The following is a 12,961-nucleotide window of genomic DNA, read 5'->3' on the forward strand; positions in this document are numbered from 1 at the left end:
ACCATTTTTAAGAATAATGGACGAGGAACTCCAACGAGTCGTTTAAATTCCCCATCATTAAATCGAGTTAAATTTTCATATTTCATGGGGCTAGTATAAACAATTTTTTACTTTCGCAAGAGATCTAATGTATACGGTCGGTTCTGTTTGATATTTTTGGCCAACGTTTAATTTGATAATGAAATGGATAGTTTGGAATCTCTTGGTCGAGATAGTCCCAAATAAATTGCCAGACTCCCTGTTTAAGATCTATGCCTTTTGCATATTTTTTAATGCTTAAAATTTGATTAATACTTGCAGGGATAATGTTTAAATTTTTTGTTGTTATAATTTGAAGATTAGGTTTTAAATAAAATTGAAACCGATCAAAATCGAGTATGGCAATATCATCACTTTCACTTTGTAATAAAAATAAACCTGTTCGATATTTTTTGAATATATCTTTAAATATATTTTCTAAATTATCATAATTGAATTTTTGATTTTGAATAGATAGAGAGTTATTGTTCAGCTGATAAGATAAATTATTAGATTTAAGTAAATTAAAGAAATAGGATTGTATCCATTGAATGAGAGGTTTTTCATCAAATAATGGCAAATAAATCGTATTGTTAATAATTTGCTGGGTCGTATTCGTATCAGATTTCTTTATACGCAGAATCTGAAAATGTTTTTTATCCATTTTTTCAATATGAGGAATGTTAATAAAATCCTCATTGATTAAAAGTAATTGGAGTTTTGAATCAGCAATATGTGTCCAGGAAATCTCATATTTTTCCTGTAGAGCGATATTAATGATGGCCTTGAGTTCATTAATCAAAGCAAGATTTAAACCAAATACAGAGAGATAAATTGTGTCTTTCATATGGCTTTGTTGCACAAAGGTTTGAAAGGCAGAGCTACCCTAAGTGAGTCAAATTTAAGTGGCAACTTGGGTATGAGGTCGACCTAATTCCGTGAATCTATTCAAGACTGCTACGCGTGCATGAATCTCATTCACCTGACTAGGGAAACTCCTTGCCGTTAATTTATCGCCTAATAATTTGATGCAATGCATCTTGGTTTCCACCAAACTTCGACGATGATAACCAGACCACTTTTTCCAAAGGGATCTTCCTAGCCGTTTGATTGTTTTCAATAACTCATTCCGCTCTATAGACCTCGCTTGCTGATCTTTCCAAGGCTTTGCATTTTTCCTTGGTCGTATTACCGCATGTGCATCTCGATCTAAAATGACTTGTCGGCAGTGCTTTGTGTCATAAGCACCATCTGTATAGACAAAATAAATTTGCTCATCCAAGGGAATTTGAGCAAGTAAATATTCGAGTACTTGTGAATCACTGACATCATTTGTAGTGAGTTGTACAGCACGTATTTGAAGGGTTTCAGCATCTATAGCGATATGGAGTTTACGCCATTGACGACGATATTCAGATCCATGTTTCTTGCGTTTCCATTCACCTTCACCTAAAAACTTTAAACCAGTGGAATCCACGAGTAGATGCAGTCCATCGCTACTTTTTTGGTAACTAATCGCAATATCAATATGCTTTTGTCTTCTACAAAGCGTGGTGTAATCTGGCGCTGTCCAATCTAATCCGCAAAGTTTAATCAGACTTTGAACAAAACCTGTGACCATACTTAAAGATAGTCGAAATAGAGATTTGATCATTAAGCAGCATTGAATAGCTGTATCGGAGTAGATTTGATTTCGACCTTGTTTGCCTTGTGACTGTGCATACCACTGAGTCTTTGGATCGAACCAAATGCAAATATTGCCCCGGTTAATCAGTCTTCGCAGTATACTGCTCATATAGGAAGACCAATTGGTTGTACGATAGGTTTTAGGAGTTGGCTTATTCATTTTGAAATTATATTGCTGAATAAGCCTTCTATGCTAGGTTTGTGCAACAAAGCCCCATAATTATCCCCCATTTTCTAAATAGATTTAAGCTATTAGATGGAGTTCTAATAATTAACAAAAAATTGCAATATATATTAAAAATATTAAGTATAAGTTTAATTCTATTTTTCTTAAAAATAATGTAATAAAGATAAATTAATGTAGTTTTTATTATTTAATTTATTCATTAGATTTATTTTTATTTAAATTAATTAAAATAAATGTATGAAATATAATTAAATATAGTTTTTCTCTAGATGTATAAAATTATATTTTATATGTTGATATTTAATATATAGGTATAAAGTTGATTGGTTAAATATTAATCTTCCCCAAATTAAATGAAAAACAAATATGTGATGGGTTTTGCATTATTTTAACGTTTTCAGAATCAATATAGCCGATAAAAGATGAATCAGTTTAATTTTCAGGAGTTTTAAACTGATTCAAGCATTATGTTAAAGATAAATTAAATTACATTCTTCAGATCTTTTTTATACTGTTTCACTTGTTGTGCATAACGTTTGCCTTGCTTACGCATTTTACGGTTTTTCTCATAGGCAGTCGGACCTACATTATAATAGCCCAGTGCTTTTTCTAAGCTGCCACTGGATTCATGATAACGAGAAAGAATATGGCTACCACATGAAATATTTATAGCTTCATTATATAAATCATCACCACAAGTCGCTTGCCAATATCTTGGCATAATTTGCATGAGGCCAACAGCTCCAGCATGTGAAGCCACCTGGCTACGATAAGTTGACTCCTGACGAATTACGGCTGCTACAAGTAATGGATCCAGACGATTTTTTTCTGCATTCTGAATAATCAAAGGTGAAACGCGAGTTGCTGTGGTTGCTGGAACACCGTAGGCTGTCTGAATTCCTTTAGACAGTTGAGCAGAACGTTTTTCTAAAGAATTGCCGCCGAGAGAAGAACAGGCACTAAATAACACGGTACTTAGACCAAGCAGCCCAATTTTAAAAATTGTGCTATTGAATACTGGTAATAATAAGTTTTTTCTAACAGAAAATTTGCCTAACAACTTTCAGCTTCCATGTATTTTTAAAATTAAACTGATCTTAGGAAGATGTATAAAAATCGTCAAGAAATTATATGATTTGTTTACAAAGTCAAAGTAGATCTACTTGAATCATGGATGATTTCTGAAGAGATGATCAAAGAAAAGCCGGTTGGAATAGATATTTATTTAAGGCTTTTCTTGGTGTTATGGATAAGATGAGGATCGACATCGATTAGGCTAGGTTTTTAAGCATCCAGACTTCACAGGCTTGACTATGGCCAGTGTCGCCTTCAGGCCGATCCAGATGCTCAAAACCTAAGTTCTCGTACAGCTTCACCGCTTGCCAAAGATTTTTGGTAGTCTCGAGATAAATCCGTTCAAATTTATGTTGTCGGGCAAAATCAAAGGCCAAATTCAAAATCTGTTTTGCAAAGCCATATCTACGAATGGCTGGTAGGAAATACATTTTCTGTATTTCTAAAATATTGTGATCACCTTGTAGTGGAGCAATACCACCACCGCCATAGACCTGATCCTGTTCATCAACAATGACCCAATAGGCAGAATTTGGCTGTTGATATACGTCATACAGGTGATCCAGGATTGAATCACCTACAGCGAAACCGGACTCCGCTGCCAGACCAAACTCCATGGAAACGTCACGAATAATCTTGGCAATTTGAGCATTATCTTGAGGCTGAATGGGACGAATAGAATACATAGCACATGACATAAAAGAAGATGGAATTTTTATAGTCCGAAAACTTTAAAAAAGCCATCTTTTTCGTTCAATTTTCCTTCGATAAAGTTTTATTTTAGCTCACTCGAAGATTTACCCAGTTCGCGTCGGGCGATAATCAGTTGTTGAATCTGCTGGGTACCTTCAAAAATATCCAGAATCTTGGAATCACGTGCCCATTTTTCCAACAGTTCAGTTTCGTTATAGCCTACCGCAGCTGCCAATTCTACACATTTTAAGGTGATTTCATTACCCATACGTCCAGCTTTGGCCTTTGCAATAGATGCTTCACGTGAATTCGGTTTATGATTATCTGCCATCCACGCCGCTTTGAGCATCAGCAAGCGCGCAGCTTCCCATTCTGCTTCCATGCGATAGATTTGTGCAGCGATATTGGAGCTTTGTAAATAGGGCGTGACATAACTGGAATCCAGTTGATCCTTAAAAATTTCCTTGATACGTTCCAGCGAGGCTTTGGCACAGCCAATTGCCATGGCAGCGACCAATGGCCGGGTATTATCAAAGGTTTCCATTACACCGGCAAAGCCCTTGGCAACATCGATTTCTGCATGACCGAGCAAGTTTGCCGCAGGTACTCGACAATTGATCAGGCGAATCGTGGCAGTATCCGAAGCTTTAATTCCTAACTTATGTTCCAGTCGTTCAACCTTCATTCCGGGCGTACCTTTGGTCACCACAAATGATTTAATTGCCGATCGTCCCAGTTTTTTATCTAATGTTGCCCAGACCACAACCGCATCGGCACGTTCCCCAGAGGTCACAAAAATCTTCTCACCATTTAAAATATAGTTATCACCATCTTTGGTCGCAGTGGTGCGAATTGCAGCGGAATCTGAGCCGAAACCTGGTTCGGTAATCGCCATGGCTGCCCAAGTCCCATGAAAACGTTGTCGCTGTTCTTCATTTGCCACCGCTGCAATGGCTGAATTTCCTAAACCTTGACGTGGCATAGACAGCAATAAACCCGTATCGCCATAGCACATTTCAATAATACTCAGGGCAGTAGACATATTAATACCATTTTTATTGCTGCTGTCGGTCTCGCCCCGTTTATTCACTGCTGCGCCCGCATTCATACCTTCACTGCCTTGGTTCATACCATCTACGATGGAGGCCAGCATATCCAGCTCTTTAGGATAAGTGTGTTCAGCCTTATCATATTTACGCGAAATAGGGCGGAGTACATTGAGTGCAACTTCGTGCGCTTGATCAATCAGGAGTCTGAATTTTTTTGGATTTTGTAGATTCATGATAGTTTTCTTTATTCTCCGATCAGGCATGTAGGCCAGAATGAACAATCGCAGTGGCTCTGAGGTCTCGATACCAGCGTTCGACCGGGTGTTCTTTTGTAAAGCCATGACCACCCAAAATCTGCACGCCATCTGTACCGATTTTCATGGATTTTTCTGCGCAGAGTAAACGTGCCAGATAAGCTTCACGATGAAAAGGTTGGCCGGATTCAGCCAGATTGGCAGCATTGAAAATCAGCATCTGCATGGCATCAATTTCAATCGCCATATCGGCAATCATAAAAGCGACACTCTGACGATGGGAAATGGGCTCGCCAAAGGCAGTCCGTTCATTGGCATATTGTATGCAGTATTTTTTCACGGCTTCACAAGTGCCGACGGCCATGGCACACCACATCAAATTGCCTAAATCAACGAAAGTATGATAATCGAAATCATCATCACCCAAACGCTGCGCTGGTGTATTTTTAAATTGAAGTGTGACGCTTTCAGTTGCTTTTAGACCCATGGCAGGGGATTTTTTTGCAGTAATGCTATGGTCACGTTGTACCACAAAGACCTCAGGTGTTCCGTCTAGATCGGCACTGACCAGATAAAGATCCGCATTTTCTCCGAGCATGACCAAGGTCTTTTCACCGCTAATCAGATAATGCGCCTGATGAGCAATCGCTTGAGTTTTTAGTTGATACGGATTAAATGCGGCGGTTTCTTCCTGTACCGCAAAGCTTGCTTTCAGCTCTGGATTTTCTGCGAAAGCACCAAGATATTTTGCCTGAATCTGCTCTGAACCCCAGCGGGTAATGGCATTGATCACACTAAAGCTAGACAGTAAACCGGCAGTCAAACTGAAATCCCCGCGAGCCAAATGTTGTGCAATTAAAATATTACTGACAATATTCTGTTCGCAGGCGATACCCCCTAAAGCTTCGGGCAAGGCATAGAAATTCAGACCGAGATCGGTGTTATATTGCCACAGTTCATACGGAAATATTTCCTGCTGATCGGCAGCATGCGCCAATGGATAAAGTACCTCTTGAGCAAATTTCTGCATCGCATCGCAGGTCAGTTGCTGTTCTACAGACAGGTTTAGATCAAACAGTGCTTTAGATTGAGGGGGGAGACGCTGTTTTTGAATGTTCTGGCCAGATTTCAGGATTTTCTGGGTTTGACTCAGGGTTTTAAATCCTGCTTTGGAACTTTGATACAGGGATTTTTCTATAAATTTACGCAGCTTTAATTGATCTAATATTTCGCTACCCGCAATTTTGGTCAGCATGGACAAGCCAAATCCTTGAGCTTTGTTCACCATATTATTCATTTTGATTATCCTATGGGTGTTGTCACGTTATTTTATTCATGCTGACATGCACGCCAAGAAAAAACCATGTCATCGCTGACATGAATGATTGACAATTTTTAAGTTATTAAAAGTTAATAGATGGTAAGCTAAGTTTATGAAAATATAATTAAAAAAAAGAAAAGAGAAAATTATTTTTGAATAAAAATTGACCCGGATGACAAAATCATCCGGGTTTCTATGTAGCGTCTATTAGGGTATCAAAGGTAATTTTTGATCATGGCACGCACATTGGTTTTGGCATCAATCACGGTCATAAAGGTATATGCACCGATGAATTTACGACTAATAAACATAAATTCCTTGGGTGGAACACTGAAATAACGCGAAGCCATAGATCTTGAAGCCTGTTGCATGACACGGCTATGCAATTGGCTTTTTTTCCAGTCATAACGATTATGTTGATCCATCACATTAGCTGGTAGCTCCTGATTATTCAACGGTGAGCTAAAAGCCTCAGTGGCCAGTAAAAAGACCTTGGCCATATCCGGCTTGATGCTTTGCGGAATTGAATCAAAAAACTCATAACCGGTCATGGCTTTGACCATCATGTCTGAGTCGTGATGATAACCGGCCTGAATCAGATTGCGCGCGACGCTGAGCAAATGCTGGTCAAACTGACGGATGGCACCAAAGTCGAGCAGGACAATCTTGTCAGGAATATCTTCGCCATTGCCCAGACGAACCAGATAATTCCCAAAGTTCGGATCGGTCTGCATTTCACCCCATTCAAAAATTTCACGTACGGCAATTTCTAACGATGCTTCACCCAACTGGTTGCGGCGTTCTTGTGGCAGAGACAACATTACTGGGCTATTGATCGGCACACCGCGTTCGAAAGTCATGCACAGCACGCGATCAGAGCAATACTCATCAATAATCGTCGGCACGATATAGCGCGGATCGTCTTTTAAACGTGCAGCAAAACGCCGTGTGGTATCTGCTTCAATCTGATAGTCCACTTCACGATGCATCATCTCACGGACTTCATCGAACCACTGGTCAAACTCGCGGGTTTGCGGCACCAGACGCGTCAGTTTGAGCATGTTTTTAAACAGGCTCATATCCGAATCAATGGCTTCTGCCACACCGGGATACTGAATTTTTAAGACCAGTTCCATGCCATCAGATTTGCGGGTAGCGCGATGGACTTGGGCTAAAGATGCAGTGCCCAAAGGCTCATGATCAATGGTGAGATCATTCAGCTTTGCACCGAGCTGCTGCTGTAATTGTGTCTTGATCGCTGGCCAAGCCAGTGCCACGGTCTGGTTGTTGAGCGTATTTAAAGCCTGTGTGACTTCTTCTGGCAAAAAGTGTTCGCCATACAGCGCCATCATCTGGCCGATTTTAACGATTGAACCTTTGAGCTTACCAATTTCTGCAACCAGATAATCCGCCTGCTCTTTCATGGCTTTTTTACGTTTCTTTTCTTTTTCTTCTTCACTCGAAAATATGGAGCCTGCACTGGAAGCCGCCCAACGCGTGCCTGCCAGCAAGGATGCCTTTGCGATCGATAAGCGTCGATCCATAGAGGAGGTTTTCAGTTGTTTAAGCTTATCGTTCTGATCTGACATGTAAACTCAATCCTTTCATCATCAGCATGAAGCAGAATAAATCATTGTAGGGGATATTAGCGCTTCTGCACGTATTAAAAAAGTTTAAGCCGCTGAATTCATAGTAAAAGCTAGGCAAGCTTTCATTTATTCACCAGCCTGTATCAGTTTAGACAGGGCATTATGCCATTTGAAATTGGATTTTTAATTCAGATCGTTGTTGTAACTGTTGTTTATTTGTTTGAATATGTTGATGAATCAGGTGCTGGACACTGTCGTGCATAAAGCCCAAAGCATAGCCTTTTACAATCACAATACTTGGCAAACCAAAAAACAGATATTTGGCATCGTCCAGTGTGGCACTGCTAAATACACCATGCTGGATTAAAGTTGACTGCAAAAATACTTTTTCTTGCTGCACCTGACCGGAAACCTGGTCATTCCAGTAATTTTGGCGCATCGCCATAAGATTATTGTGCTTATAGCTCATAGGACCGGGCTCGTTTGAAGATTTAATTCGGATTATATGTGGGTGATATGCCAGTTTTCAATTGCACAACTGTTTAATTTGCTGCCGGAGAAATACATAGGATTTTTGCAAGGACTGCGTTAATATTAATGGATAATTTAAACAATATTGATTGTTAAACATTTATTGGAATTATACCAGTTTAGGTAAAGGGGATTTTATGCGTCTTGCATGGTTTTTGGTTGCAGTTTTTGCGGGTAGTGCAGTTCAGACTCAGGCTGCTGTAGGATATTCCAAGGAATATTCGCAGTGTATGAACTTTAGTTATGGTAATACCGCTAAAGCAGAGAAATGCCTAAAGAAAGAGCTGAAACTACATAACAAACGTCTGAAGAAAAGCTATAAAAATTATCTAAAGCTGAATCCGAATCAGACCGCGGCCATCCGCAGTCAGCATGTGCTTTGGGAACGTAAACTGTCGCAGCAATGTAATTTAAGAGTGTCTGGGAAATATGCCAAACAGCAACAAGGTCAATGTATGCTGGCCTTGATTATGGATCAGGCAAATCTTTATCAATCCCGCTCTTATGCACCAGGTTCACGATAAATCACCACATGAGACATAGCTTGAATCGTCTGAACTTGTTCTGAAAAAACTAGAATGACAGGTTGAGGATTGGGTAAAAAAACACGAATTTTATCATTTTTATGAGCCTAGAGAATTCGTGTTTTTCATACTTTTAGCATTATAAAAGCAGGCAAAACAAGGTATCATAAGGCGTTTAAAAAAATGACCTTGGAGACGCCCTACGTGGATCGACCGACTATTAGCCCTGAACATATTCAGGAAGCCGCTGAAAACCTAAGCACAATTCGTGATTTTATCCGCTTTGGTGTGACAGCATTACGTCAATATGATGCGCACTTAGGCCAAGGTACAGAAGATTATTTTGCTGAAAGTTCGGCATTGGTATTACAAAGCATGTCATTGGAATGGAAAGCGGATGCTGAAATTCTCGAGGCAAAATTACTCCCAAGTGAAAAAGCTGAATTTTTAGGATTGTTGGAGCGCCGTATCAATGAGCGTATGCCAACTTCATATTTATTGAATTTAGCCTACTTTGACGATAAACCTTATTACGTGGATGAGCGTGTACTGATTCCACGTTCACCGATTGCTGAACTGATTCAAAATCGTTTTGCACCTTACTGCCTGGATGAAAATTATCAGGCGCGTGAAGGTGTAAACAATCTACCTGAAAATCCAGATCCAAAAATGCCTCGCCGTATTTTAGATATGTGTACAGGTTCAGGTTGTATCGCGATTGCTCTGGCTTATGCTTTTCCGGAAGCCGAAGTCGATGCCACTGATTTATCTAAGGATGCTTTAGAAGTAGCACAAATTAACTGTGAACATCATAACCAACAGTTTAATGTGGCCTTGCTTGAGTCTGACCTGTTCGAAAAAATTCCTGCTGAAAATCAATATGATTTAATCGTATCGAACCCACCATATGTGGATGCAGAAGATATGGCTGATCTTCCCGATGAGTTCCATCACGAACCTGAAATGGCATTGGCTGCGGGTCAGGATGGTTTGGATCTTGTACGTAAAATGTTGGCACAAGCGGCAGATTACCTGACTGAAGACGGTCTTATTGTCATTGAAGTCGGTAACTCGGAATGGGCGATGAAACAGAACTTCAATTCAGTCGATTTCTACTGGTTACAATTCCAGAAAGGTGGTTCAGGTATCTTTGCACTCACTGCACAGCAATGCCGTACTTACCGCGATTTATTCATTCAGTCTATTCAAGCATAAGGAGTCGTGTGACATGGCAGGTAATAGTATAGGGCAACTGTTCCGTGTGACGACTTGTGGTGAATCTCACGGTGTGGGCCTGATGGCCATCGTTGATGGGGTTCCACCGGGTATTGAGCTGTGTGAAGCCGATTTGCAAAAAGATTTGGACCGTCGTAAGCCGGGTACATCGAAATTTGCCACCCAGCGTAAAGAGCCGGATGAAGTAGAAATTATTTCTGGTGTGTTTGAGGGTAAAACCACTGGAACATCGATCGGGCTCTTGATTCGTAATACGGATCAGAAATCGAAAGATTATGGCAATATCGCGCAAACTTTCCGTCCGGGTCATGCAGACTATACCTATACCCAGAAGTACGGTTTCCGTGATTATCGTGGTGGTGGCCGCTCAAGCGCGCGTGAAACAGCGATGCGTGTGGCAGCGGGTGCCATTGCCAAGAAATTCCTGTTAGAGAAATTTGGCATTGAAATTCGTGGCCATGTCACACAAATTGGTACTGAAAAAGCAGAAAAACTGGACTGGGATGAAGTGCCAAACAATCCATTCTTCTGTGGCGATGTGGATGCCGTGTCACGTTTTGAAGCGCTCGTGACTTCACTACGTGAACAAGGCACCAGCTGCGGTGCAAAACTTGAAATTATTGCGTCTAAAGTACCTGTGGGTTGGGGTGAACCGGTCTTCGATCGTTTAGATGCAGATATTGCGCATGCCATGATGTCGATTAACGCGGTCAAAGGCGTTGAAATTGGCGATGGTTTTGGCGTCGCTGAGCAATTTGGTCATGAAACACGTGATGAGTTAACAACAGACGGTTTTCTGGCAAACCATGCCGGTGGTATTTTAGGCGGTATTTCTAGTGGTCAGGACATTCGTGTCGCGATTGCACTGAAACCAACGGCTTCAATCACTACTCCGGGTAAAACCATTAATATCGATCGTGAAGATACAGACGTGTTGACCAAAGGCCGTCATGATCCTTGCGTGGGCGTGCGTGCGACACCAATTGCAGAAGCGATGCTGGCGATTGTGCTAATGGATCACTTTATGCGTCATCGTGCGCAAAATGCCGATGTAGTTACGCCTTTTGAGCCGATTGAACCAAAATAATTCGCTTTTCATCTGAAGCGGATACGATTAGAGTCAGACTTCGGTCTGGCTTTTTTTATATTTATATAATGAAAAATAACAATATTCGCTTGGCAAAAACTACAGATATCCAGAACATTGTTGTATTGATCAATACAGCTTATCGTTCCAATCGTGGCTGGACACATGAACATAAGATGGTTGCTGGTCAACGGATTAATTGTGATCAGGTAATGATTCTCTTGGCACAGACTAATGTTAAGCTTTTTGTATTAGAGAATCATGATCAGATCATTGGCTGTATTGGGCTGACTGAATTCGATGACTCTATCGAAATTGGAAGTTTTGCCATTGATCCAGCCCAACAAAACTCGGGTTATGGAAAGCAGTTACTAGATTTTGCCGAGTTTTATATTATTGATACGTATCAGAAGAAAGTGATTCGAATGTCAGTATTGAATGTCCGTACAGAATTGATTGCTTATTATCAGCGCCGTGGCTATCTATTGACTGAAAAAATTGAAGCATATCCACTAGATCAAAATGTCGGAGAGCCTTTGATTCCGTTACATTTACTGATTTTAGAAAAAATGATCAGATCAATATAATGAGTTGATGAAAATTCAAGCATTTTACTTCTTAAATTAATTGGTGAAACAGCCACTAAATATGCTAGTTTTTGTGCACCGTCTAAAGGGTATTGAAAAATAGACGGGAAACAGACCAGGATGGCACATGCTGCAAATTATTTTAACTTCTTTATTTCCTCTTATTGGCTTGATCAGCTTTGGCTATCTGCTTAAGCATGGGCAATGGTTGAGTGAAGACTTTTGGCGCGGTGCAGAAAAGTTAAATTATTATGCACTGTTTCCAGTGATGTTATTTTTAAATCTGGCCACTGCCAAGATTCAGATGAATGTGATTCAGGATGTGGTACTGGTGGTATTTAGTATCATGATCGTGGTCAGTATCGCACTGTATATGTTGCGCCATATGTACCAGATATCTTATGCGCGTTTTGGCGTCTATGTTCAGGGCTTGTTGCGCTTCAATACCTATATCGGACTTGCTGCGGTCAGTAGCTTATTTCATCAGCAGGGCATGACCATCTTCGCTGTGATCATGGTGTTGTGTATTCCTTTGGTGAATATCTTGTCGGTGCTGGCATTTACCCGCAGTCACGATATGCAGCTGAAAAAAATCATTCTGGATTTATCTAAAAATCCATTAATTTTAGGCTGTATTGTGGGTGGTGTGTTTAATCTTTCCGGTTTGGCACTCTGGGCCGGAGCAGAGCAATTTCTTAAACAGATTGCACTATGCAGTTTGCCACTCGGTCTGATGTGTGTAGGAGCAGCCTTAAAGTTTCAGGGCTTTCAGCGAGATGTATTGCCACTCAGTCTGATGACCTTTGGTCGCCTGTTTGGAATGCCGCTGATTGCATTTTTAGTCTGTAAAATTTTCCAGATTGATGCATTCACCACGCAAGTATTGGTATTGTTCTTTGCCTTACCTACTGCCTCAGCGTCTTATGTGTTAACCCGGGTATATGGCGGCGATAGCCAGTTAATGGCGAGCATTATTAGTGTACAAACCGTCGTAGCGGCGGGAAGCTTAATATTGGTACTTTCCTGGATTATTTAAAATTCCTTGATTCTCAAATAGATGATATAAGATCTAAATCCTGAATTTAAACTCTCTATGCTTTGAACCATTAAAATAGCCTAAGCAAT

13 protein-coding genes and 1 pseudogene are annotated in these 12,961 nt (G+C 40.4%); 5 read left to right on the top strand and 9 right to left on the bottom strand.

Translation table 11 applies throughout. The features are described 5' to 3' along the window. The 9 genes and pseudogenes from FTU90_RS12585 to FTU90_RS12625 all read right to left on the bottom strand — a co-directional run. Positions 1 to 86, bottom strand: a pseudogene (locus FTU90_RS12585) (IS5/IS1182 family transposase); the annotation flags it as partial. Between the two features lie 38 nt (positions 87 to 124). Then, entirely contained in the window at positions 125 to 865 is a 741-nt protein-coding gene (locus FTU90_RS12590; RefSeq protein WP_180072753.1) for a hypothetical protein, read from the bottom strand. A gap of 54 nt (positions 866 to 919) precedes the next feature. Further along, the gene (locus FTU90_RS12595) at positions 920 to 1,864 is read right to left on the bottom strand and encodes an IS5 family transposase (RefSeq protein WP_159138074.1); all 945 of its coding nucleotides are present in this window, start codon (positions 1,862 to 1,864) and stop codon (positions 920 to 922) included. A 508-nt stretch (positions 1,865 to 2,372) separates the two neighbouring features. Continuing rightward, on the bottom strand, positions 2,373 to 2,951 hold the full coding sequence (locus tag FTU90_RS12600) for a transglycosylase SLT domain-containing protein (RefSeq protein WP_159138075.1): 579 nt from the start codon (positions 2,949 to 2,951) through the stop codon (positions 2,373 to 2,375). 211 nt (positions 2,952 to 3,162) lie between these two features. After that, entirely contained in the window at positions 3,163 to 3,651 is a 489-nt protein-coding gene (locus FTU90_RS12605) for a GNAT family N-acetyltransferase (RefSeq protein WP_100328563.1), read from the bottom strand. Between the two features lie 89 nt (positions 3,652 to 3,740). Beyond that, positions 3,741 to 4,940 carry an acyl-CoA dehydrogenase family protein gene (locus FTU90_RS12610; protein WP_100354785.1) on the bottom strand — a complete coding sequence of 400 codons (1,200 nt, stop codon included), beginning with the start codon at positions 4,938 to 4,940 and terminating at the stop codon, positions 3,741 to 3,743. A 22-nt stretch (positions 4,941 to 4,962) separates the two neighbouring features. Next, positions 4,963 to 6,258 (bottom strand): acyl-CoA dehydrogenase family protein, encoded by a 1,296-nt coding sequence (locus FTU90_RS12615; RefSeq protein ID WP_159138076.1) that lies wholly within the window; start codon positions 6,256 to 6,258, stop codon positions 4,963 to 4,965. A 239-nt stretch (positions 6,259 to 6,497) separates the two neighbouring features. Beyond that, positions 6,498 to 7,871 (bottom strand): AarF/ABC1/UbiB kinase family protein, encoded by a 1,374-nt coding sequence (locus FTU90_RS12620; protein ID WP_074382716.1) that lies wholly within the window; start codon positions 7,869 to 7,871, stop codon positions 6,498 to 6,500. 160 nt (positions 7,872 to 8,031) lie between these two features. Next, entirely contained in the window at positions 8,032 to 8,340 is a 309-nt protein-coding gene (locus FTU90_RS12625) for a hypothetical protein (protein ID WP_005097049.1), read from the bottom strand. 199 nt (positions 8,341 to 8,539) lie between these two features. Between FTU90_RS12625 and FTU90_RS12630 the strand changes: the two genes are divergently transcribed. From FTU90_RS12630 to FTU90_RS12650, 5 genes are all read left to right on the top strand, one after another. Further along, on the top strand, positions 8,540 to 8,926 hold the full coding sequence (locus tag FTU90_RS12630) for a hypothetical protein (RefSeq protein WP_005097047.1): 387 nt from the start codon (positions 8,540 to 8,542) through the stop codon (positions 8,924 to 8,926). Between the two features lie 204 nt (positions 8,927 to 9,130). Beyond that, on the top strand, positions 9,131 to 10,141 hold the full coding sequence (gene prmB, locus FTU90_RS12635; protein WP_034609000.1) for a 50S ribosomal protein L3 N(5)-glutamine methyltransferase: 1,011 nt from the start codon (positions 9,131 to 9,133) through the stop codon (positions 10,139 to 10,141). Positions 10,142 to 10,154: 13 nt separating this feature from the next. Then, entirely contained in the window at positions 10,155 to 11,249 is a 1,095-nt protein-coding gene (gene aroC / locus FTU90_RS12640; RefSeq protein ID WP_005170683.1) for a chorismate synthase, read from the top strand. A gap of 68 nt (positions 11,250 to 11,317) precedes the next feature. Beyond that, positions 11,318 to 11,836 (top strand): GNAT family N-acetyltransferase, encoded by a 519-nt coding sequence (locus FTU90_RS12645; protein WP_180072755.1) that lies wholly within the window; start codon positions 11,318 to 11,320, stop codon positions 11,834 to 11,836. Positions 11,837 to 11,963: 127 nt separating this feature from the next. Further along, positions 11,964 to 12,872: an AEC family transporter gene (locus tag FTU90_RS12650; protein WP_180072756.1), complete on the top strand. Its 909-nt coding sequence runs from the start codon at positions 11,964 to 11,966 to the stop codon at positions 12,870 to 12,872. Positions 12,873 to 12,961: the final 89 nt, after the last annotated feature.

This window comes from Acinetobacter sp. YH12200, from assembly GCF_013418175.1.
GTDB lineage: Bacteria > Pseudomonadota > Gammaproteobacteria > Pseudomonadales > Moraxellaceae > Acinetobacter > Acinetobacter pseudolwoffii.